The organism is Rhodococcus sp. ACS1, assembly GCF_002300155.1.
Taxonomy (GTDB): Bacteria; Actinomycetota; Actinomycetes; order Mycobacteriales; family Mycobacteriaceae; genus Rhodococcus_F; species Rhodococcus_F koreensis.
On record NZ_NSDZ01000005.1, the window covers coordinates 1 to 21,203 of the forward strand.

General features: G+C 68.7%; 20 protein-coding genes. 14 read left to right on the plus strand and 6 right to left on the minus strand.

The genetic code is table 11. From position 1 onward, the window contains the following. Positions 1–182: 182 nt before the first annotated feature. Positions 183–563 carry a hemophore-related protein gene (locus CJ179_RS20715; RefSeq protein WP_095862757.1) on the minus strand — a complete coding sequence of 127 codons (381 nt, stop codon included), beginning with the start codon at positions 561–563 and terminating at the stop codon, positions 183–185. A 94-nt stretch (positions 564–657) separates the two neighbouring features. Next, positions 658–1,671: an Lrp/AsnC family transcriptional regulator gene (locus tag CJ179_RS20720; protein ID WP_095862758.1), complete on the minus strand. Its 1,014-nt coding sequence runs from the start codon at positions 1,669–1,671 to the stop codon at positions 658–660. A 102-nt stretch (positions 1,672–1,773) separates the two neighbouring features. Here CJ179_RS20720 and CJ179_RS20725 point away from each other — a divergent pair, with 102 nt between their 5' ends. The 8 genes from CJ179_RS20725 to CJ179_RS20760 all read left to right on the plus strand — a co-directional run bounded on the left by CJ179_RS20725 (position 1,774) and on the right by CJ179_RS20760 (position 10,929). Continuing rightward, positions 1,774–3,240, plus strand: coding sequence for an MFS transporter (locus tag CJ179_RS20725; RefSeq protein ID WP_095862759.1), 1,467 nt, complete (start codon positions 1,774–1,776; stop codon positions 3,238–3,240). 32 nt (positions 3,241–3,272) lie between these two features. Then, a complete protein-coding gene (locus CJ179_RS20730) occupies positions 3,273–4,712 on the plus strand; it encodes an amidohydrolase (RefSeq protein WP_095862760.1) in 1,440 nt (479 codons plus the stop codon). Between the two features lie 34 nt (positions 4,713–4,746). Beyond that, a complete protein-coding gene (locus CJ179_RS20735; protein ID WP_095862761.1) occupies positions 4,747–5,988 on the plus strand; it encodes an amidohydrolase in 1,242 nt (413 codons plus the stop codon). Next, positions 5,985–7,343 (plus strand): L-serine ammonia-lyase, encoded by a 1,359-nt coding sequence (locus tag CJ179_RS20740; protein WP_095862762.1) that lies wholly within the window; start codon positions 5,985–5,987, stop codon positions 7,341–7,343. The genes CJ179_RS20735 and CJ179_RS20740 overlap by 4 nt, the downstream gene beginning before the upstream one ends. A gap of 60 nt (positions 7,344–7,403) precedes the next feature. After that, positions 7,404–7,799 carry a low affinity iron permease family protein gene (locus tag CJ179_RS20745; protein WP_095862763.1) on the plus strand — a complete coding sequence of 132 codons (396 nt, stop codon included), beginning with the start codon at positions 7,404–7,406 and terminating at the stop codon, positions 7,797–7,799. A gap of 81 nt (positions 7,800–7,880) precedes the next feature. Further along, positions 7,881–9,434 (plus strand): succinic semialdehyde dehydrogenase, encoded by a 1,554-nt coding sequence (locus CJ179_RS20750; protein WP_095862764.1) that lies wholly within the window; start codon positions 7,881–7,883, stop codon positions 9,432–9,434. A 2-nt stretch (positions 9,435–9,436) separates the two neighbouring features. After that, positions 9,437–9,880 (plus strand): SRPBCC family protein, encoded by a 444-nt coding sequence (locus tag CJ179_RS20755; protein WP_095862765.1) that lies wholly within the window; start codon positions 9,437–9,439, stop codon positions 9,878–9,880. Between the two features lie 101 nt (positions 9,881–9,981). Then, positions 9,982–10,929: an alpha/beta hydrolase gene (locus CJ179_RS20760; RefSeq protein WP_095862766.1), complete on the plus strand. Its 948-nt coding sequence runs from the start codon at positions 9,982–9,984 to the stop codon at positions 10,927–10,929. On the opposite strand, the gene CJ179_RS20765 is transcribed toward CJ179_RS20760, so the two are convergent. Genes CJ179_RS20765 through CJ179_RS20775 form a run of 3 tightly spaced genes read right to left on the minus strand, consistent with a single transcriptional unit; the run spans position 10,926 to position 14,280 of the window. After that, positions 10,926–12,503, minus strand: coding sequence for a long-chain-fatty-acid--CoA ligase (locus tag CJ179_RS20765; protein ID WP_257015674.1), 1,578 nt, complete (start codon positions 12,501–12,503; stop codon positions 10,926–10,928). The two genes, CJ179_RS20760 and CJ179_RS20765, sit on opposite strands and share 4 nt — an antisense overlap. A gap of 10 nt (positions 12,504–12,513) precedes the next feature. Continuing rightward, positions 12,514–13,296, minus strand: a complete 783-nt coding sequence (locus CJ179_RS20770; protein ID WP_095862767.1) for an enoyl-CoA hydratase — start codon at positions 13,294–13,296, stop codon at positions 12,514–12,516. A 12-nt stretch (positions 13,297–13,308) separates the two neighbouring features. Beyond that, the gene (locus tag CJ179_RS20775; RefSeq protein WP_095862768.1) at positions 13,309–14,280 is read right to left on the minus strand and encodes an NADPH:quinone oxidoreductase family protein; all 972 of its coding nucleotides are present in this window, start codon (positions 14,278–14,280) and stop codon (positions 13,309–13,311) included. A gap of 148 nt (positions 14,281–14,428) precedes the next feature. Between CJ179_RS20775 and CJ179_RS20780 the strand changes: the two genes are divergently transcribed. The 6 genes from CJ179_RS20780 (at position 14,429) to CJ179_RS20805 (ending at position 20,140) form a co-directional block, all read left to right on the plus strand. Next, the gene (locus tag CJ179_RS20780; protein WP_072949232.1) at positions 14,429–15,229 is read left to right on the plus strand and encodes a crotonase/enoyl-CoA hydratase family protein; all 801 of its coding nucleotides are present in this window, start codon (positions 14,429–14,431) and stop codon (positions 15,227–15,229) included. An 89-nt stretch (positions 15,230–15,318) separates the two neighbouring features. Further along, a complete protein-coding gene (locus CJ179_RS20785; protein WP_095862769.1) occupies positions 15,319–16,512 on the plus strand; it encodes an acetyl-CoA C-acyltransferase in 1,194 nt (397 codons plus the stop codon). A 38-nt stretch (positions 16,513–16,550) separates the two neighbouring features. Beyond that, the gene (locus CJ179_RS20790; RefSeq protein ID WP_072949228.1) at positions 16,551–17,312 is read left to right on the plus strand and encodes a 3-hydroxyacyl-CoA dehydrogenase; all 762 of its coding nucleotides are present in this window, start codon (positions 16,551–16,553) and stop codon (positions 17,310–17,312) included. Between the two features lie 10 nt (positions 17,313–17,322). Next, positions 17,323–17,964, plus strand: coding sequence for a TetR/AcrR family transcriptional regulator (locus CJ179_RS20795; RefSeq protein ID WP_095862770.1), 642 nt, complete (start codon positions 17,323–17,325; stop codon positions 17,962–17,964). A gap of 24 nt (positions 17,965–17,988) precedes the next feature. After that, entirely contained in the window at positions 17,989–18,972 is a 984-nt protein-coding gene (locus CJ179_RS20800; RefSeq protein ID WP_095862771.1) for a nitronate monooxygenase family protein, read from the plus strand. A 16-nt stretch (positions 18,973–18,988) separates the two neighbouring features. Next, positions 18,989–20,140: an acyl-CoA dehydrogenase family protein gene (locus CJ179_RS20805; RefSeq protein WP_095862772.1), complete on the plus strand. Its 1,152-nt coding sequence runs from the start codon at positions 18,989–18,991 to the stop codon at positions 20,138–20,140. A 68-nt stretch (positions 20,141–20,208) separates the two neighbouring features. Here CJ179_RS20805 and CJ179_RS20810 read toward each other — a convergent pair whose 3' ends face one another. Beyond that, positions 20,209–21,186 carry a nitronate monooxygenase family protein gene (locus tag CJ179_RS20810; protein ID WP_072949258.1) on the minus strand — a complete coding sequence of 326 codons (978 nt, stop codon included), beginning with the start codon at positions 21,184–21,186 and terminating at the stop codon, positions 20,209–20,211. Positions 21,187–21,203 lie beyond the last annotated feature (17 nt).

Here is a 21,203-nt window from a genome sequence, read left to right on the forward strand (position 1 = left end):
AGCCCTCCAGCGCCGATGGTACTGCACCCGACAGGGTGTGGGAGAGTAGGACACCGCCGAACATCCGTTACCGAAAGCCCCCCAACCATGTTGGGGGGCTTTCGGCATTTCACAACACTTTTGGCCGACGGCAAAGCGAAAACCGTTGCGGCACGTTCTCTGTCGACCGTGACTGGCGTCCGTCAGTAGTTGCCGCAGGTCTCGGCGATCGTCAGTGCCTTCGCGCGCCACTCGACAGCCGGTCCCTCGGTTGGAACGGTCTCCAGCCGGCTCTTCAGCTGCGGGTGCGAATCGAGGACGGCCTGACGATCGGCAGGGGACTTCGAGAAGAAGTCCGCCAGCTGAGCCTTGCGCTCGGGTGCCTGATCCAGGCGCGCGGCGAGCTGCGGGGTCACGTCGTGCATCGCCGCATCGATCTGGGCGAAGCTGCAGGTGCTGTTCACGAGGCGGGCGGAGTCGGTGTCGGCCGGATCCGCGGAGGCGATCCCCGGTACCAGCGCGGCGGCGGCGAGGGCGCCGGCCGCTGCGATGCCGAGGCGCAGACGTGCTCGTGAAACGTTCATGACAAGTCCTCCAGTGTCGGTGGGTATGCCGGGGACACGTTAGGGGTACGAGTTGTGATTCCTCTGAGGACCGTCTGAGAATTGGGGCCCGCGGTCACGTCGGGTCGGGCGGAATCATGGACACCACCGGGCCCGTCGCGCGTCCGCGGTCGTCCAGGATGTGACCGAGGTGTTTGCCGATCTGCATGACCACCGATCGGTCCGCCACTCGCGACCCGGGCAGGAGCTTCTCCAGGAGCAGTTCGAACCGGTGAACGTCGTTGAGGGTGCGCAACCAGACTGCCATGATCAGGTTGTATTCGCTGGCCACGAGCACCGCCAACCGCACTTCCTCGATCTTGCCCAGCGAGGTCCTCAGTCGCTCGACGAGGGGCGCGGGAACCTGCATGAAGTACCAGGCATAGATCGGCCACTCCGAGTAGGTCCGGGCGACATCGGTGCGCAGTCGGAGAGAGCCGTCCCGCCGCATCGTCGCGATCGCGTCGGTGATGCGCTGATTGCTGACGCCTGCGCGTTCCGCGATCGCCGTGGTCGGTGCGCGGCCGTCGATTCCCAGTTCGTGATGGATCAGGCGCTTGAGGCCGGGTGCGACCGTCCGCGCTGCGCGGGGACGCGGCGGTCGGGCTGCGGGAACCTTGGCGACCTGCTCCGCCGACAGCGTCCGGAGCCGCCAGTTCCCGGCCTCGAAGAGCACCTCCGTGATGAGGTGCGTCCGGGCTCGCCGGATCGCCGGATACTCCCCGAGGCGGTGGAGCAGGAATCGTGACGTGTCCACCGAATCCTCTGCCATCAGGGTGAGCAGCAGGTCGCGTCCGCCCGCCGTGAAATCGATACTCGCGACCATCGGATCTTCGGAGATGGCCTCCGCAGTGGAGACGGATTGTCCGGGTGCGCATTCGATTTCGATCAGCGCGCCGCGCCCGGGCGTCCCGGGGTCGTATCCGGTGATCCAGATCAGGCCGGCGTTGAGGAGCCGCTGATAGCGCCTCGACAACGTCACGGGGTCGACGGCCAATGCGGGCGCGAGCGCCTTCCACGATGCCCGTGGCTCGATTTGCAGTGCATGGATGAGTGCGAAGTCGACGTCATCTGGCTCGTAATCCTGCATGGTTTGCCCTTCGATGCCGATAATCCTGCAAATTTACACGACGGAATTCACGCGGCGGCACTCTTCCATGAGTCACTTTCCACTCGTCCTCTTGGAGTCGACATGAGTTCTTCGCCCCACATCCGGGGAGGCGACGCTGCCACCGCAGCGGTCGGGTTCCTCGTGGTCATGGAGTTCGCGAGCGGGTTGCTGCAGGGGTGGTTCTCCCCGCTGCTGCCCGCCATCGGCGAACGCTTCGACGCGTCGTCCGCCGCATTGAACTGGGTGAGCGCCATGTACCTGCTGGGAACGGCCGCCTGCGTGCCGCTGATCGCCAAACTGGGGGACCTCTTCGGGCACAAACGCCTTCTCGTTCTCGCCACCGCTTCCGTCGCGTTCGGTTCGTACCTCGTCGCGTTCGCGCCGTCCTACGAACTGCTGCTCGTCGGCCGGGCGCTGCAGGCACCGCTCGCGGCGTTCCTGCCGCTCGAATTCGCGATCGTGCGGGACCGAAACGCGGCCACGGCCGGTCGGAGCATCGGCCGGCTCGTCGGGTCACTGACGCTGGGCGCCGCCGTCGGCGGCCTGCTCTCGGGATTCCTCCTCGACTCCGTCGTCGACAATGTCGGGCTGGTCCTGCTCGTCCCCGCCGTGCTCATGACGATCTGCCTGCCCGTCGTGTACTTCCTCGTCCCGGAGACGACGGTACGTAAGGAAGGAACAGTCGACTGGGCCGGTGCGGTCCTGCTCACGGTCGGACTGCTCGGCGTGCTCGGCGGTGTGTCCAACGCGAGCACCTGGGGTTGGACGAGCGCGCTGACGTGGTCGGCCATCGGCGTCGGGGCCGCGGTTCTCGTCGTGTGGGTGTTCGTGGAACGACGCGTCCAGCACCCCCTCGTGGACCTCGACGTCATCGGACGAGGGATGCGGGTACCGATGCTGATGGCGTTGCTGTTCGGCGCCCAGTTGTTCGGTGTCCAGACCCCCTGCGCCCTCTTCCTCCGTGCTGTGCCGGAGACGAACGGCTACGGGATGGGTGTCACCGCGTCCGTGACCGGACTGATCCTGGCGCTGTTCGCGCTCGCGATGTTCGTCGGCGCGTCCGTCAGCGACCGGCTCGCCCGATCCGCCCTCACCGTCCCCGGATCCCTCGCGCTCGGTGCGCTGCTCTCGGCGGCGGCCTACGGACTGATGATCGTCGTCCCGGGGAGCGCCCCACTGTTCGCCCTGTGGCTCGTCGTCGCGGGCCTCGGCGGCGGAGTGGTGGTCGGGGTGCTGCCCACCGTCATCGTGCAGCAGGCGCCGCCGGATTCGGTCGGCATCGCGTCCGGCCTCTACAACACGTCCCGCACCGCGGCGGGCGCCGTGTCCGGCGCCGTGTTCGCGCTCGTGATGTCGTCGATGGTCACCCCGGCACTCACCGCCGGCGGCAAGCAGATCCCCTCCGCGAGCGCCTATCACGTGGTCTGGGCAGTCTGCGCGGCACTGTGCGTCGTCACGGCCATCCTGGCGCGCAAACTCCGGTCTTCCGCGACGACCACCGAGAACGACAAGCCCACGCTCGCCGACGGCGAGCAAGTACACGCCTGACAACCCGTGACACCGAACGAAAGGACATCGAAGTGTCTGTCGATCCACAACTCCTCGGCACCATCGACGAGCTCGGCCCGCAGTACGCCGCGTTGAGCGATGCCATCTGGGACAACCCCGAATTGCGTTGGGAAGAGCACGCGTCCGTCGATGCGCAGATCGCTGCTGCCGAGGCGGAGGGCTTCACCGTCACCCGGTCGGTGGCGGGAATCCCGACCGCATTCAGCGCGGAAGCGGGCAGCGGTCAACCGGTGATCGCCATCGTCGGTGAGTACGACGCCCTCGCCGGGCTGAGCCAGAAGTCGGGAAGTGCTGTGCCGGAGCCGGAACCCGGCAACGAGTCCGGCAACGGACAAGGCTGCGGCCACCACCTGCTCGGCGGCGGCTCCCTCCTCGCCGCGACCGCGGTCAAACGCTACCTCGACGCGAACGGCCTGCCCGGAACCGTCCGCTACTACGGCTGTCCCGCGGAGGAAGCAGCCGCCGGAAAGACGTTCATGGTCAAGGAAGGTGCCTTCGACGACGTCGATGCCGCCGTGTCCTGGCATCCCGGCGACACCACCACCGTGCAACGGATCCGGACGCTCGCGTATGTCCAGGCGTACGTCCGGTTCACCGGCATCGCCGCGCACGCCGGAGTGTCTCCTGAACGTGGCCGCAGCGCACTCGACGCACTCGAACTGATGAACGTGGGCACGAACTTCCTCCGTGAGCACATGCCCTCGGACTGCCGGATCCACTACGCGATCCTCGACACCGGAGGCCGCTCGCCGAATGTCGTGCAGGCGTCCGCCGAGGCCTACTACCTGGTGCGCTCGCCCGACGTGGCCGGCATGCGCGAGCTGTTCGCCCGCGTGAAGAAGATCGCCGAAGGCGCCGCCCTGATGACGGAGACGACGGTCGAGATCGAGGTCGACGGCGGCTGCTCGGACATCCTGCCCAACGTCGTCCTCGAGGATTCGATGCAGGAGCGGCTACGCGAGCTCGGGCCGGTGCCCTTCGACGTCACCGATCTCGCGACCGCGGAGGCGTTCGTTACCAAGACGGCGTCGGGACGCACGGCGAGCACGCTCGGCGGTGAATTCGATGGCGACGGAGGCGCTCTGCACACCGGGATCGTCACGTTCGACGCGCGCTCGCTGCGCCCGACGATGACCGGATCCAGCGACCTCGGCGACGTCAGCTGGGTGACGCCGCTCGTGCAGTGCGCCACCGCGTGCGTCGGTGTCGGCACGGCCGCCCACTCGTGGCAGATGGTCGCGCAGGGCAAGCTGCCCGCCGCGCACAAGGGGATGATCCACGCCGCGAAGATCATGGCCTCGACCGCCGTGGACCTCCTGACGGACGCCGAACTGCTGGCGTCGGCGCGCAAGGAATTCAGCACCCGCACGACGCAAACTCACTACGACTCACCGCTTCCCGACGGGATCGTCGCGCCGCCTCTGCGCGACGCCGTCGCCGTCGCGCAGTGACCGTCGTTCATACCCACCAGGAAGGCACCCGCTCATGACTCTCGCCACCTCCGCGCGCGACACCACCGATGCGCGCACGGGCGCGCTGAAGGACGCTGCGGCGCAGATCATCCGGAACAACGAGCAGAAACTGCTCGAGCTCAGCCATCGTATTCACGACACCCCCGAGATCGCGTTCGAGGAGCACCGCGCGGCCGCGCTCGTCGGGGACACGCTCCGGAACGCCGGCTTCGATACCACCGTCGGCGTCTACGGACTCGACACGGCCGTCGAGGCGACCTACGGAAGCGGCGACCTCACCGTCGCGATCTGCGCCGAGTACGACGCACTGCCCGAGGTCGGACACGCATGCGGGCACAACATGATCGCGGCCGCCGGGGTCGGCACCGCACTCGCGCTCGCGGCCGTCGCCGACGAGGCCGGACTCCGGATCAAACTGCTGGGCACACCCGCCGAGGAGCACGGCGGCGGCAAGATTCCCATGCTCGAAGCCGGCGCGTGGGAGGACGCGGCGCTGTCGCTGATGGTCCACGGCACGTCGGGCACGGACATGCCCTGCGCCTCACTGTGGATGCAGGCGGTCGACCGGTTCGAGGTCACGTTCACCGGCCGCGCCGCACACGCCGCCGGCGCACCCGAGCACGGGATCAACGCCGGAGCCGCCGCGACGATCGCGCTGAACGCCATCGGGCTGGTCCGCCAGCAGTTCCGGGCGAAGACCCGCGTCAACGCGTTCGTCTCGCACGGCGGCGACGTCACCAACATCATCCCGGCCCGGACGGTCGTGCAGGTCGAGGTGCGGGCACCGGAGATCGACGAGTGGCGCGAGGTGAAGGCACGCGTGCTCGCCTGCTTCGAAGCGGGTGCGATCGCGACCGGATGCGAGTGGACTTACGAGGCGACGGAACCGCCGTACGCGCCGATGGTGCAGAATCCGGTGCTCGCGGACATCTGGGACCGGAACCTGGAGGCCACCGGCCGCGAACTGACGTCCGCCGCACTGGGCGGCGGGTCCAGCGACATGGGCAACGTGTCCCAGGTCGTGCCGTCCATCCACCCCGGGATCGCCGTCCTCGGGAGCACCGCGATCCCGCACAACGCCGACTTCGCGGACGCCGCGGCGACTCCTGCCGCGGACACGGCGATCATCGACGGTGCGACGGCGCTGGCATGGACGGTCCTCGACGCCGCACTGGACGCCGGGGTCCGCGGTGAGCTGCTCCGGCTGCAGGCGGAACGCCCGGAGGGATTCACCCGGACCGCGAACTGGGCATGAGCGCGTACGTCTCCCTGACGGAACTGTTCTCCCTCGGGATCGGGCCCAGCAGCTCCCACACCGTCGGCCCGATGCGGGCGGCGGCGGACTTCGTCGACGAACTGCACGCGGCCGGTCGGCTCGACCGGGTCGAGAAGGTGGAGTGCATTCTCTACGGGGCGCTGGCGGCGACCGGCATCGGCCACGGAACCCCCGATGCCGTCGTCGCCGGGCTCGCCGGGGCCCGGCCGGAGACGTGCGACCCCGACGACGTCCGGGGCGCGTGGCGAAGGCTCGGCGACGGCGCCACCGTGGCCCTCGGCGGGACGCGTCCGGTGATCGTGCGCGAACGGGACGTGGTGTTCGCGCCGCTCACTCGGATGTCGGTGCACACCAACGCATTGCGGCTGCGAGCCGTCGACGGCGCCGGATCCGCCGTCGCCGACCGGGTGTACTACTCGGTCGGCGGCGGGTTCGTCGTTCCGGAGAATGCGCGACCGCCCGCAGTCGACGACGGGCCCGCCGTGCCGTTCCCCTTCACGACCGCCGGTGAGCTGCTCGAGATCTGCGCCGAGACCGGGAACAGCATCGCCGAGGTCGCGGACGCGAACGAGGCAGTACTGATCGGGGCCGACCGCGTGCCGGAAGCGGTCGACCGCATCTGGTCGGCGATGGTGTCGTGCATCGAGTCCGGCGTCGCCACCGAGGGCAGGCTGCCCGGTGGACTGGACGTGGTGCGCCGGGCACCGGGTCTGTACCGGCGACTGGTGTCCACCGGCGCGTCCCACGATGCGATCGACTGGCTGCAGACGTACGCGATGGCCGTCAACGAGGAGAACGCCGCCGGTGGTCGCGTCGTCACGGCGCCGACGAACGGGGCAGCGGGGATCGTCCCGGCCGTCGGGAGGTACTACGAGCAGTTCCTCGCCGGCGGCACCGCGGACATGCGGACGTTCCTGCTCACCGCCACGGCGATCGGATCGCTGGTGAAGGCGAACGCGTCCATCTCGGGCGCGGAAGCAGGCTGCCAGGGTGAGGTCGGATCGGCGTGCGCGATGGCTGGCGGGGCGCTGTGCGCGGTGCTCGGCGGAACGCCGGCGCAGGTCGAGTACGCCGCCGAGATCGCGATGGAACACCACCTCGGTCTCACCTGCGACCCGGTCGGAGGTCTCGTGCAGATCCCCTGCATCGAGCGGAACGGGATCGCGGCGGTGACCGCTCTGAGCGCGGCCCGGATGGCGCTCAACCGCGACGGCAGCCACGTCGTCTCCCTCGACACCGTCATCGAGACGATGCGGCAGACCGGCCTCGACATGTCGGACAAGTACAAGGAGACGTCGACGGGCGGTCTCGCGCTCAACGTTGTGATGTGTTGAAACGGCCATATCAGTTGAAACGGGCATATCGGGAGTGGTGGCTGAGCCTAGACTCCGAAGATGGAACGCAGTGCGAAGGCTGCACGCGAGCAGCGCACCGATCAGCGGTCGATGTTCGACAAGTTCGTCGAGCAGATCGAACTCCGGGTCAGCCAGGCGCCGTTCTTCGGGATCTGCGCCGGCGTCGTGGTCCTGTGGGTGGTCAGCATTCCGCTGTGGAAGGACCTCCACGAGTGGCAGATCGCCATCCACACCGTCGGCGCCGTGTTCACGCTGCTGCTGGTGGTGCTGCTCGAGAACGCGAGCAGGCGTTCGTCGGAGGCGCTGCAGGAGAAACTCAACGTCATCGCCGAGGCCCTTGCCGACCTGCTCGACTCCTCCGCCCAGGACGATCCCGAACTGAAGAAGGCGGAGGTGAAGCTGCGGGAGGCGGTCGGGCTCGAGGAGCGGCACTGATCCATGCGCCCCTGTGACACAGCGCACCGAACAGGTAAGTTATGTGTAACCGCGAAAACTACTAACCAGTAGGGGTACGAAATGCCTGTTCCGACCGCCGCCACGTTCGCGCGGCTCGCCGACCTCATCGCCATCCCGGACGCCGCAGATCGCCCGACGCGGTCCGTCGTCGAGGCGTTCACGGGCAAGGAACTGGCCACCGTCCCTGTCGGCACGGCCCAGGACGCCGAGGACGCGATCGCACGTGCGCGGGTGGCACAGAAGGACTGGGCCACGCGTCCCGTCACGGAACGCGCCGCGATCTTCCACCGCTACCGCGACCTGGTGCTCGCGAACCGCGACGCCCTGATGGACATGGCGCAGGCCGAGACGGGCAAGTCCCGCGCCGCCGCGCAGGAGGAGGTCCTCGACATCTCGATGACCGCCCGCCACTATGCGCGCGTCGCCCCCAAGCTGCTGCGTCCCCGCCGCATCTCCGGCATGCTGCCCGGCCTCACCAAGACGGTCGTGCGGTACCAGCCGAAGGGCGTCGTCGGCGTCATCTCGCCGTGGAACTACCCCATGACCCTCGCGGTGTCGGACGCCGTCGCCGCGCTCCTCGCCGGCAACGCCGTCGTCCTCAAGCCCGACAGCCAGACCCCGTACTGCGCCCTGGCCTGCGTCGACCTGCTGTACCAGGCCGGGCTGCCGCGCGACCTGTTCGCCGTCGTTCCCGGACCGGGCTCGGTGGTCGGCACCGCCCTCGTCGAGAACACCGAGTACCTGATGTTCACCGGGTCCTCGGCGACGGGTCAGCTCCTCGCCGAGCAGGCCGGTCGCCGCCTCATCGGCTTCTCCGCCGAACTCGGCGGCAAGAACCCGATGATCGTCACCGCGGGCGCCAACCTCCGTGAGGTCACCGACGCCGCCGTGCGTGCCTGCTACTCCAACTCCGGGCAGCTGTGCATCTCCATCGAGCGCATCTACGTCGAGGAGTCCATCGCACCCGAATTCACCCGGATGTTCGGCGAACGCGTCCGCAACATGAAGCTCGGCGCCGGCTACGACTTCGGCATCGAAATGGGCAGCCTCGTGTCCGAGGACCAGGTCAAGGCCGTGTCCAGCCACGTCGACGACGCCGTCGTCAAGGGCGCCACCGTGGTGGCGGGCGGCAAGGCACGCCCCGACCTCGGACCCCTGTTCTACGAGCCGACGGTCCTGACCGGTGTTCCCGACGACGCCGAGTGCTACCGCGACGAGACGTTCGGACCGCTGGTCTCGATCTACCCCGTCGCCGACGTCGACGAAGCGGTCGAACGCGCCAACGACACCGAGTACGGCCTGAACGCGAGCGTGTGGGCGGGAACCAAGGCGGAGGGCGAGGCCATCGCCGCACGGATCCACGCCGGAACCGTCAACGTCGACGAGGGTTACGCGCCGGCGTGGGGCAGCACCGGAGCGCCGATGGGCGGCATGGGGGTGTCCGGCGTCGGGCGCCGCCACGGCGAGGACGGGCTCCTCAAGTACACCGAGCCGCAGACCATCGCCACCACCCGCGTCCTCAACCTCGGTGGCCCGCGGGGACTGTCGCCGAAGGTGTGGGCCAAGATCATGCCGCCCTTCGTGAAGGCGCTGCAGTGGATTCCGGGCCGCTAGACGTGGACAGCGCGAAAATCCTGATCGACGTCCCGCCCACCCAAGTGTGGGGTGTGGTGACCGACGTCGAGGGCATGGGCCGGTTCAGTCCCGAGAACACCGGCGCGCGCTGGACATCGGGCACACCGGCGACGGTGGGATCGCGGTTCGTCGGCGCCAACCGGCACGGACCGGTGCGCTGGAAGACGCACTGCACCGTCGTGGATGTCGTTCCGGACCAGAGGTTCTCGTTCGAGGCGGACGAACCGAAGGCCCGCTGGACGTACCACCTCGAACCCTCCGGCTCCGGCACTCTCGTCACCGAGACCCGGGAGATCTACGCGACGCCCGTATGGTGGGTGCGACTGGTGCAGAAATCGAAGGTGCTGGGCAGCAACCGAGACCGGCTGATGCAGGACGGGATGCGGCAGACTCTCGAGCGTATGAAAGTCGCCCTCGAGAGCTGATCTTCCACCCTGGGGTGCGGATTCGTCACCCTAGGGTGCCTGTCGCAGTTCTCCGAAGAGCCCGAGACTGAACGGTGTCCACACCTCTCGGAGGCGCCTCCATGAATCCTCGGCCGACACCCGTCGAAGCTGGTCGGTCGTGCCCTGACGTCCGCCGCGAGGACGTCTCGTTCACCTCACGGGGGCAGCGCTGCGCCGCCTGGCTGTACCGTTGCCGAGCCGAAACACCCACGCCGGCAGCCTGTGTGGTGCTCGCGCACGGCTGGAGCGGAGTGCGCGAGCAGCGACTCGACGCCTTCGCGGCGCGGTTCGCGGCCGCGGGAATCGCGGCGCTGGTGTTCGACTACCGCCACTTCGGTGCCAGCGAGGGCGAACCCCGGCAACTGCTCGACATCGGCAGCCAGCTCGACGACTGGGACAGCGCCGTCGCATACGTGTGCACCCGCCCTGATATCGACCCCGCCCGGGTTGCGCTCTGGGGGACCTCCCTGTCCGGCGGACTCGTCCTGACCACGGCAGCGCGGGACCGTCGCGTGGCCGCGGTCGTGTCGCAGGTTCCGTACGTCGACGGACTGACCAACCTCCCGCGACTCGGGCCGGCCGGGCTCGGCCGCATGGCGGTCGCCTACCTGCGCGACCGGTACGCCCAACTGCGACACCGTCCGCCGCACATGTTTCCCGTCGTCGGACCGCCGGGCTCGTTCGCGGCCATGACGTCCCCCGACGCGGAGGCGGGGTATCACGCGATGGATCCGCCCGGTTCGACGTGGCGCAACGAAACCCCGGGCCGGGTGGCGTTGCAGGCGGCGCTGTACCGGCCGACGAGGACCGTCGCGAAGATCGCCTGCCCCGTCTTCTTCGCCATCGCAGACAACGACGTCGTCACGTTCACCCGCAGTGCGCAGAAAGCCGCGGCCAGGACCCCCAACGCCGAGGTGCACGTATACCCGGGCGGGCACTTCGATCCGTACTTCGATGCACTGTTCGAGCAGGTGGTCGCGGACGAGACCGACTTCCTGGTCCGCCACCTCCTGCCGCCGGCCGGCTAACTGCTCACGGCGCCGAACTGTTCGCGCAGAACGCCTTTGACGACCTTGCCGCTGGCATTGCGGGGCAATTGGGGGAGGACCTCGACGAACCTGGGCCGCTTGTACCGGGCGACCCGGCCGTCGAGCCAGTCCGCGAGGGCGTCGACCCCCGGCGCGGCCCCGGCCCGCGGGACCACGACCGCAACGGGAACCTCGCCCCACCGCTCGTCGGCCCGCCCGATCACCGCGACGTCGACGATGTCCGGGTGAGCGGCGAGGGCGTTCTCGACCTCGGCGCAGTAGATGTTCTCCCCGCCCGAGATGATCATGTCCTTCTTGCGGTCCACCACGTACACGAATCCCTCGGAATCCACGCGCACCAGATCGCCGGAGTGGAACCAGCCGCCGTCGAACGCGTCCGCGGTGGCCTTGGGGTTGCGCCAGTATCCCTCCATGAGTCCCGGTCCGCGGTAGACGATCTCACCGATCTCACCCTGCGGCACGTCGTTCATCGCCTCGTCGACCACGCGCATCGCGACCGTGTCGATCGGCTTCCCGACCGAGCCGATCTTGCGCACGGCATCCTTGCCGTCGAGCATGCACGTCACCGGCGACATCTCGGTCTGCCCGAAGAAGGCCACGATCGCGGCGTCGGGGAATGCGGCGTTCAGCCGGTCGAGGAGTGTCGGGGTGGCAGGCGCGGCGCCCCATCCCAGCACCCGCAGGGCCAGATCCCGGCCCTCGGGGCCGGCGTCGTCGAGGATGGCCTGCCACTGGGTGGGCACCATGAACACACTGGTCACCCGCTCGCGCTCGAGCGCGTCGAGTAGTTCGGTCGCGTCGAACGCACCGGTCGGATGGATCACGACGGTCGCGCCGATCAACAGGAACGGCCCGACGCTGCCGAGGGCGGCGATGTGGAACAGCGGCGACGAGACCAGGTTGACCTCGGACTCGGTGTCGAATAGTCGCCATCCCCGGATGAGGGTCAGCGCCTGCGCCTGCAGATTCAGGTGCGACAGCACCGCGCCCTTCGGACGCCCGGTGGTGCCGGACGTGTACATGATGGCGGCAGGCGAGTTTTCCGGTACGTCCGCGATCGGAACGTCGGGATCGGCGGCGCGCAACTGCTTCTCGAGCGACACGTCGTCGGGGGCGTCGCCGACCACGAGCATCGGCACGGCGCCGTCGACCTCGGCGGCGAGATCGGCGAGTGAAGCCTCGACGACCACGACGGCGGCGTCGCTGTCGGCGACGATGAACTTCACCTCGCCGGGACTCAGCCGGAAATTGACGGGGACGGCGATCGCGCCCAGGCGAGTCGCGGCGAGCATCACCTCGAGGAACTCGGGGCGGTTGGTGAGCAGCAGCACGACGCGGGCGCCGCGAGCGACACCGCGGGCGGCGAGTACCGCCGCGGTCCGCGCGCTGCGGTCGTCGAGTTCACGCCAGGTGGTCGACACGCCCCGGAACCGGAGCGCCACCGCATCGGGTTCCGCGAAAGCATGCCGGGCAACATGATTGGCCCAGTGCGTCCGCCGCGAGGCGAACGGCTGAGCGTGCGACGACGCTGTCACGGTGACGTCCGCTGTCATGATGACGTCCTCAGGCCCGGCCGAACACGGCGGGACGCTTTTCCAGGAACGCCGCGACGCCCTCCTGGAAATCGGCGGCGGCGAGAAGGTCGATCTGGCCCGAACGCTCGCGGGCGAACGCGTTGTCGAGTTCGATGAGCGTCGCGTCGTTGACGGCGTCCTTGGTGAAGTGGAAGGCCTCCGACGGTCCGTCGGCGAGACGTCGCGCGAGGGCGTCGACGGTCGCGGCGAACTCTTCGTCGGGGTATACGTCGGCGATCAACCCGGCCGCGAGAGCCTCACGCGCGGGCAGTCGTTCGGCCAGGAGTGCCATCTTCAGGGCGCGGGCGCGACCGATCGACGCGGCGACCAACGCGGTGGCGCCGCCGTCGGGCATCAGACCGACCTTCGTGAAGGCGAGCAGGAAATAGCTGGACTCGGTGGCGATCGTGAGGTCGCAGGCCAGGGCGAGCGAGACCCCGACACCCGCCGCGGGACCGTTGACCGCACCGATCACGGGCCGCGGGAACGCGCGGATCGCGGCCGCCGCGCGGTTCGCGGCGTCGATCGTCGCGGACGACGGTGGCCCGGAGATGTCGAGGCCACCCAGGTCGGCACCCGTGCAGAAGGCGCGGCCGGCGCCGGTGAGGATCGCGACCCGCGCCTCCGCGTCACCGGCGTGCTTGTCGAAGGCGTCGGCGATGGCGTCGAGGGACTCGGTGGTGACGGCGTTCATGCGGGACGGGCGGTCGAGGGTGACGCGGAGGACGCCGTTGTCGACGGTCGTGTGCACGCCGGGAATGTCGGAGGTCATGAGGATCCTTAGTCAGGAAGGGCGGACGGAGAGGGCGATTTTGCCGGTGGCGGAACGGGTTTCGAGTGTCCGCAGTGCGTCGCCGGCGTGTTCGAACGAGTAGACGGTGGGTTCGGTGATCCGGAGCGCGCCGGATTCGAGGAGAGGGCTCAGGGCCGCCCACTGCCGGCCCGTGTAACCGGGATGGGTGCGCACGTACTCGCCCCATCCCGCGCCGAGAACCGAGATGTTACGCAGCAGAAGCCGATTGACCTTGACGGTGGGGATCTCGCCGCCGGTGAAACCGAGGACCACGAGCCGCCCGTTGGGCGCGAGGCTGCGCAGACTGTCGGTGAAACGGTCGCCGCCCACCGGGTCGAGGATGATGTCGACGCCGCGGCCGTCGGTGAGGTCGCGGACCCGGTCCTTCCACCCGTCCACGAGGACGACGTGGTCGGCGCGGTTGGCCTTCGCGATGCCGGCCTTCTCCTCCGTGCTGACCACGGCGATCGTCTCGAGTCCCAGCGCGGCCGCGACCTGCAGCGCGGCCACCCCGACACCGCCGGCGGCGCCGTGCACCAGCACGGTCTCGCCTGCGCGGTAGCGGGCACGCTCGTCGAGGGCGAAGTGCACGGTGAGGTAGTTCAGCAGGAATCCGGCGCCCGCCTCGAGCGACACCGAGTCGGGGAGCGGGAACACCGAGTCGGGTTCCACCGCGACGGTCTGCTGCCACGCCCCGTCCGTCGCGAGCACGGCCACCCGTTGTCCTGCCCGGATGCCGCTGTCTGCGGGGGCGCTGCGGACGACGCCCGCGCCCTCGAGTCCCAGCACGAAGGGCATGTCGCGGACGATCTGATAGCTGCCGGTGGTCTGCAGCAGGTCGGGAAAGGCGACGCCGGCGGCGTGCAGATCGACGACGACACGTCCGGTTCCGTCGGGTTCGTCGATCTCGGCGAGCTGTACTCCGGCGGGGCCGGAAGCGCTGGTCAGTTGCTGGGCATACACGTGGTGGTCTCCTCCGTCGGTCCCTGACTATCCATACCAGACGCTACTGAACGGGCGCTAGATAAAGTCGGCCATTGACCGTGTGCTCGGCGGCGTGGTACTAACTTTAACGAGCGATCAGTAATCAGGCCGAGTCGGAGGATGAGACGTGCCAGAACAGACCGAGACGGTGGAGGCAGCCGCACTGTGGGAGCGGCGCGGAGGCATCGGCATCATCACGCTGAACCGCCCCAAGGCGCTCAATGCGGTGAACGGCGCGCTGTCGACCGCCGTGGGCAATCTGCTCGAGCAGGCCGAGAACGACCCCGACGTACGGGTGGTCGTGGTGACCGGGTCCGGCCGCGCGTTCTGCGCAGGCGCCGACCTCAAGGCCCTCTCCACGGGTGGGAACATCGCTGCGGACGGGCACCCCGAATGGGGCTTCGCCGGATACGCGCAACACTGGATCAGCAAGCCGACCATCGCCGCGGTCAACGGCTTCGCCCTCGGCGGCGGCACCGAACTGGTGCTGGCCAGCGACCTCGCGGTCGTCGATGAGGAAGCGAAACTCGGGCTTCCCGAGGTCAAGCGCGGACTGTTCGCCGCCGCGGGCGGCGTGATCCGCCTGCAGCAGCAGATCCCCAAGAAGGTCGCGCTGGAGATCGCGCTGACCGGCGAACCGATCACCGCGGCGCAGGGCAAGGAACTGGGCCTCGTCAACCGGGTCGCCCCGGCGGGCACCGCCCTCGACGTCGCGCTCGAACTTGCCGAGCAGATCGCCGCCAACGCACCCCTGTCGGTGCGTGAATCGAAGGCCATGATCCACCGCACCGCAACCGAGCCCGACTGGGGCGACGGGGCATGGGAGGCGAACACCGCCGCCATCGCCACCATCTTCACCAGCGCGGACGCCAAGGAAGGGCCGACGGCATTCGCCGAGAAGCGGCAACCGGTCTGGCAGGGCCGCTGACCCGTGAGTACTTGTTAACCGCGGGCGGTTAACAAGTACTCACGGGTGGCGCAGCCGCACACACTTTCTCCTCCTCGAAAGGGAACATCATGACCAACGCTGTCATCGTGGACGTAGTCCGCCTCGCCTCCGGCAAGGGCAAACCCGGCGGTGCGCTGTCGGGTACGCACCCGGTGGAACTGCTCGCGCACGTGCTGCGCACCATCGTCGAACGGAACGGCATCGACCCCGTGCTGGTCGACGACGTCATCGGCGGCTGTGTCGGCCAGGCCGGCGAGCAGGCCCTCAACATCACCCGGACCGCGGTTCTGTCGGCCGGGTTCCCGGATTCGGTTCCGGCGACCACCGTCGACCGCCAGTGCGGCTCCAGCCAGCAGGCGGCGCACTTCGCGGCGCAGGGCGTGATCGCCGGCGCCTACGACATCGTGATCGCCGCGGGTGTCGAGTCGATGTCGCGTGTTCCGATGGGCACGACCACCATCGGGCAGGACGCGTCCGGCCCGGGCATCGCCGCCCGCTACCCGGAAGGCCTTGTCAACCAGGGCATCTCCGCGGAACTGATCGCCGCCAAGTGGAAGTTCGACCGCGACACCCTCGACGCGTTCTCCGCGCAGTCGCATCAGCGGGCCGCCGACGCCGCGTCGAAGGGGTTGTTCGCCAAGGAGATCATCCCGATCGACGTGACCAACGCCGCCGGTGAGACGGTCACGCACACCGTCGACGAGACGGTGCGCGCCACGACCACCGCCGAGGGACTGTCCGGGCTGAAGTCGTCGTTCTACTCGGAGAAGTACGCGGCCCGGTTCCCCGAGGCGCAGTGGCACATCACCCCGGGCAACTCGTCGCCGCTGACCGACGGTGCGTCCGCCGCGCTGATCATGAGCGAGGAGATGGCGTCGAAGCTGGGTCTGACCCCGCGGGCACGGTTCCACTCGTTCGCCGTCGCCGGTGACGACCCGGTGTTCATGCTCACCGCGCCGATCCCGGCGACGAAGAAGATCCTCGCCAAGTCGGGGCTGAGCATCGACGACATCGACGCCTACGAGGTCAACGAGGCGTTCGCGCCGGTGCCGCTGGCGTGGGCGCACGAGTTCGGGGCCGACCCGGCCAAGCTCAACCCGTGGGGCGGCGCCATCGCGCTCGGGCACGCGCTCGGATCGTCGGGCACCCGCCTGCTGAGCACCCTGGTCAACAACCTCGAGGCCACCGGCGGACGCTACGGCCTGCAGACCATGTGCGAGGGCGCGGGCATGGCCAACGCCACCATCATCGAACGCATCTGACCCACACCCCCGAAAACCCTGCTTCCGAAAGGTAAGACATGATCGTCAACGACAGCGTCGCACTCGTCACCGGCGGTGCCTCCGGCCTCGGCCTCGCCACCACCAAGGCACTGCTCGCCGACGGCGCCAGCGTCGTCATCATCGACCTGCCCTCCTCCGACGGTGAGACCGTCGCCAAGGAACTCGGCGACCGCGTGCGTTTCGCCGCAGGCGACGTCACCAGCGAGGCCGACGTGTCCGCCGCACTCGACGTCGCGGAGTCGCTCGGACCGCTGCGTGTCGCCGTGAACTGCGCCGGCATCGGCAACGCCATCAAGACCGTGAGCAAGAACGGCGCGTTCCCGCTCGCCGACTTCACCAAGATCGTCACCGTCAACCTGATCGGCACGTTCAACGTGATCCGCCTTGCCGCCGAGCGCATCTCGAAGAACGAGCCGATCGAGGGCGAGCGCGGCGTCATCATCAACACCGCCTCTGTCGCCGCATACGAGGGCCAGATCGGTCAGGCCGCGTACTCCGCGTCCAAGGGCGGCGTCGTCGGCATGACGCTGCCGATCGCCCGCGACCTCGCCTCGCTGCTGATCCGCGTCAACACGATCGCTCCCGGCCTGTTCAAGACGCCGCTGCTCGGATCCCTGCCGGAGGCTGCGCAGCAGTCGCTCGGTGGCCAGGTGCCGCACCCCTCGCGTCTCGGCGACCCGTCGGAGTACGGCGCCCTCGCCGCGCACATCGTGTCGAACCCGATGCTCAACGGTGAGACCATCCGTCTCGACGGCGCCATCCGCATGGCACCGCGCTGATCGGCGACCTGTGACTCTGCGCGAGGACGGGCCTGCCACCACCGAGACGGTGTATGCCGACTGGCGGACCTTCGAGGCCCTGACGATGACGCCCATCCTCGAGCAGGCACTGGATCTGTTCAACGAGAACGGTTACCACGGCACGACGGTGCGGCAGATCGCCCGTCGTGTCGGGGTGACCGTCCCCGCCCTGTACTACCACCACGAGAGCAAGGAAGCCGTTCTCGTGGCCCTGTTCGAACTGCAGATGCGCGAACTGAACGAACGCGCCGAGGCAGCCGCCCGCGAGGCCGGCGACGACGTGCTGGCGCAATTCGCCAACGTCGTCGAGGCCATCGTCCTGTACATGACGTACCGGGTGCGGCACGTCTCCCTCGACACCGAGTTGCGGCACGTCTCGGCCGACAGCCGCAGTCGCTACGCCGCGACCCGCAAGCGGCTCGAACTGATGATGGTCGACCTCGTCGCCGACGGCGTCGCCCGCGACGTGTTCCACAGCGGCGACGTCCCCGAGACCGTGCGCGCTCTCCTCGGGATGTTCCAGTCGATTCCGCGGTGGTATCAGCTCGGCGGAGCACTGACTCCCGAGCAGGTCGCCGGCCGCTACGTCGACATCGCTCTCCACACCGTCGGGTATCTACCCGCTCACTGACCGTTTCCCCAGAGGAGCCGTGCCATGCTCTCCACCGCATTCACCAAGACCTTCGGCGTCCGCCACCCGATCGTGCAGGGCGGCATGCAGTGGGTCGGTCGCGCCGACCTCGTCGCCGCCGTCGCCAACGCCGGCGCGCTGGGTCTGCTGACCGCACTGACCCAGCCGACCCCGGACGACCTCGCCAAGGAGATCGCCCGCACCCGCGAACTCACCGACCAGCCCTTCGGCGTGAACCTGACGATCCTGCCGGCGATCACGCCGCCGCCGTACGAGGAGTACCGGCAGGTCATCATCGAGTCCGGCATCAAGATCGTCGAGACGGCCGGCTCCAACCCCGCGCCGCACCTGCCCGACTTCCACGCCGCGGGCGTGAAGGTGCTGCACAAGTGCACCAGCGTGCGGCACGCGATCAAGGCCCAGGACAGCGGTGTCGACGGCATCAGCATCGACGGCTTCGAATGCGCCGGCCACCCCGGCGAGGACGACATCCCCGGGCTCGTGCTCATCGCGGCCGCCGCCGAACAGATCACCATCCCGATGGTCGCGTCGGGCGGATTCGCCGACGGGCGTGGGCTGGTCGCGGCCCTTGCGCTCGGCGCCGACGGGATCAACATGGGCACCCGCTTCATGTGCACCGCCGAATCGCCGATCCACCAGAACATCAAGGAAGCGATCGTCGCCGCCAAGGAGACCGACACCGAGTTGATCTTCCGTCCGCTGCGGAACACCGCCCGCGTCGCGAGCAACACCGTCAGCCGGGAGGTCGTCGAGATCCTCGACCGCGGAGGAAAATTCGAGGACATCCGGGAACTCGTCGCCGGTGCCCGCGGGCGCACCGTGTTCGAGAACGGCGACCCCGAGGCGGGCATCTGGACCGCAGGCACCGTCCAGGGCATCATCCACGACATCCCGACCGCCGGTGAACTCGTCGAACGCATCGTCGACGAGGCGGAAGCCCTGATCGCGGAACGCCTCGCCGGCCTGTCGGTTCCCGTCAGCGCCTGATCGTAGGAGAGAAGTCATGCAGCGCACCATCTTCGAGCAGGATCACGAGGCGCACCGGGAGACGGTGCGCGAGTTCCTCGCCCGCGAGATCGAACCGAACTACGAACAGTGGGAAGCCGACCGGCTGATCGACCGCTCGGCGTGGCTGGCCGCCGGAAAGTCGGGGATCGTCGGACTCGCCGTGCCGGAGGAGTTCGGCGGCTCCGGTGTCACCGACTTCCGATTCCGGTACGTCGTCGCCGAGGAGATCGCCCGCACCGCGACGACGTCGTTCGGTTCGGGGCTGGCGCTCCAGGACGACATCGCCATCCCGTACATCGCGAATCTCGGCACGCACGAGCAGAAGCAGCGGTGGCTGCCCGGCATGGCCGCGGGCGAACTGATCGGTGCGATCGCGATGACCGAGCCGGGCACCGGAAGCGATCTGCAGGGCATCAAGACCACCGCGGTGCGGGACGGCGACGACTGGGTGATCAACGGCCAGAAGACGTTTATCACCAACGGTATTCACTCCGATGTCGTCATCGTCGTCGCGCGCACCGACCCCAACGCCGGCTCCAGGGGTTTCTCGCTCCTGGTCGTGGAGCGGGGCATGCCCGGCTTCAGTCGGGGCCGCAAGCTGCACAAGGTCGGACTGGCCGGTCAGGACACCGCCGAACTCGTGTTCGAGGACGTGCGGGTGCCCGCGGCGAACCTGCTCGGCGCCGAAGGTCGTGGCTTCGTCCACCTCATGGAAAACCTGCCCCTCGAACGTATTTCGATCGCAGTCAACGCAATCGCGGCCGCCAAGGCCGCCTACCGGTGGACCCGGGACTACGTGTTCGAGCGCAAGGCGTTCGGCAAGCCGATCGGCGATCTGCAGAACACCCGGTTCGCGCTGGCCGAGATGCTCACCGAGATCGAGGTGACCGAATCGCACATCGACCGGTGCGTCCTCGCCTTGAACGCAGACGAACTCACCGCCCTCGACGCGTCGAAGGGCAAGTGGTGGGCCAGTGAACTGCAGAAGCGCGTCGTCGACCGCTGCGTCCAGTTGCACGGCGGCTACGGCTACATGATGGAGTACCCCATCGGCCGCGCGTACGTCGACAGCCGGATCCAGACGATCTACGGCGGAACCACCGAGATCATGAAGGAAATCATCGGCCGCGACATCGCGGCCGGGTAGGCGGCTCCGCCGCCCGTGCGTGGTTGACGAGTCTCTGGACTCCTTAACCGCGCACGGGCGCGTAGCGCCTATCCCAGGCGGGCCTTCGCGTCGGCGTACTCACGGCTGAGGCGTTCGACGATCTGCGCTGCCGGGACGACTGCGTCGACGGCGCCGATGCCCTGCCCGGCTCCCCAGATGTCGCGCCAGGGCTTGGCTTCGGACTTCGCGGCGGTGTCCGCGTCCTCGCCGACGCCGAAGTTCATGGCGGAGGGGTCGGAGACGGCGAGGTTGTTCGGGTCGAGTCCGGCGGCTTCGATGCTGCCGCGCAGGTAGTTGCCGTGCACGCCGGTGAACAGGTTGGAGTAGACGATGTCGGAGGCGGTGGAGTCGACGATCATCTGCTTGTAGCCCTGATCGGCGTTGGCCTCTTCGGTGGCGATGAACGCGGAGCCGACGTAGGCGAGGTCGGCGCCGGCAGCCTGCGCGGCGAGGACCGAGCGGCCGTGGGCGATGGAGCCGGACAGCAGGAGCGGTCCGTCGAACCATTCGCGGATCTCCTGGATCAGCGCGAACGGCGACAGGGTGCCCGCGTGTCCGCCCGCGCCGGCGGCGACGGCGATGAGGCCGTCGGCGCCCTTCTCCACGGCCTTCTTCGCGAACTTGTTGTTGATGACGTCGTGGAGGACGATGCCGCCGTAGCTGTGGATGGCGTCGTTGACGTCGGCGCGGGCGCCGAGGGAGGTGATGACGATCGGGACCTCGAATTCGACGATGGTGGCGAGGTCTTCGTCGAGGCGGTCGTTGCTCTTGTGGACGATGAGGTTGACCGCGTACGGGGCGGACGGTGTCTCGGGGTTGTTGGCGTCGTGCTTGGCGAGTTCCTCGGTGATGCGGGTGAGCCATTCGCGCAGCACGGGTTGCGGGCGGGCGTTGAGGGAGGGGAAGGATCCGACGACGCCGGAGGTGGATTGGGCGATCACCAGGTCGGGACCGGAGACGATGAACATCGGCGACGCCACCACGGGCAGGCGGAGCCGGTCTTGCAGGATGGGGGGCAGGCTCATGAATTTCTCCTTCATGC

What these genes read in the sequence shown, in the direction of transcription:
- CJ179_RS20760 (WP_095862766.1), top strand. Translation starts at nt 9,982, where the DNA reads ATGAATCCTCGGCCGACACCCGTCGAAGCTGGTCGGTCGTGCCCTGAC.
- CJ179_RS20735 (WP_095862761.1), top strand. Translation starts at nt 4,747, where the DNA reads ATGACTCTCGCCACCTCCGCGCGCGACACCACCGATGCGCGCACGGGC.
- CJ179_RS20810 (WP_072949258.1), bottom strand. Translation starts at nt 21,186, where the DNA reads ATGAGCCTGCCCCCCATCCTGCAAGACCGGCTCCGCCTGCCCGTGGTG.
- CJ179_RS20740 (WP_095862762.1), top strand. Translation starts at nt 5,985, where the DNA reads ATGAGCGCGTACGTCTCCCTGACGGAACTGTTCTCCCTCGGGATCGGG.
- CJ179_RS20770 (WP_095862767.1), bottom strand. Translation starts at nt 13,296, where the DNA reads ATGACCTCCGACATTCCCGGCGTGCACACGACCGTCGACAACGGCGTC.
- CJ179_RS20745 (WP_095862763.1), top strand. Translation starts at nt 7,404, where the DNA reads ATGGAACGCAGTGCGAAGGCTGCACGCGAGCAGCGCACCGATCAGCGG.
- CJ179_RS20805 (WP_095862772.1), top strand. Translation starts at nt 18,989, where the DNA reads ATGCAGCGCACCATCTTCGAGCAGGATCACGAGGCGCACCGGGAGACG.
- CJ179_RS20720 (WP_095862758.1), bottom strand. Translation starts at nt 1,671, where the DNA reads ATGCAGGATTACGAGCCAGATGACGTCGACTTCGCACTCATCCATGCA.
- CJ179_RS20790 (WP_072949228.1), top strand. Translation starts at nt 16,551, where the DNA reads ATGATCGTCAACGACAGCGTCGCACTCGTCACCGGCGGTGCCTCCGGC.
- CJ179_RS20765 (WP_257015674.1), bottom strand. Translation starts at nt 12,503, where the DNA reads ATGACAGCGGACGTCACCGTGACAGCGTCGTCGCACGCTCAGCCGTTC.
- CJ179_RS20750 (WP_095862764.1), top strand. Translation starts at nt 7,881, where the DNA reads ATGCCTGTTCCGACCGCCGCCACGTTCGCGCGGCTCGCCGACCTCATC.
- CJ179_RS20715 (WP_095862757.1), bottom strand. Translation starts at nt 563, where the DNA reads ATGAACGTTTCACGAGCACGTCTGCGCCTCGGCATCGCAGCGGCCGGC.
- CJ179_RS20785 (WP_095862769.1), top strand. Translation starts at nt 15,319, where the DNA reads ATGACCAACGCTGTCATCGTGGACGTAGTCCGCCTCGCCTCCGGCAAG.
- CJ179_RS20725 (WP_095862759.1), top strand. Translation starts at nt 1,774, where the DNA reads ATGAGTTCTTCGCCCCACATCCGGGGAGGCGACGCTGCCACCGCAGCG.
- CJ179_RS20800 (WP_095862771.1), top strand. Translation starts at nt 17,989, where the DNA reads ATGCTCTCCACCGCATTCACCAAGACCTTCGGCGTCCGCCACCCGATC.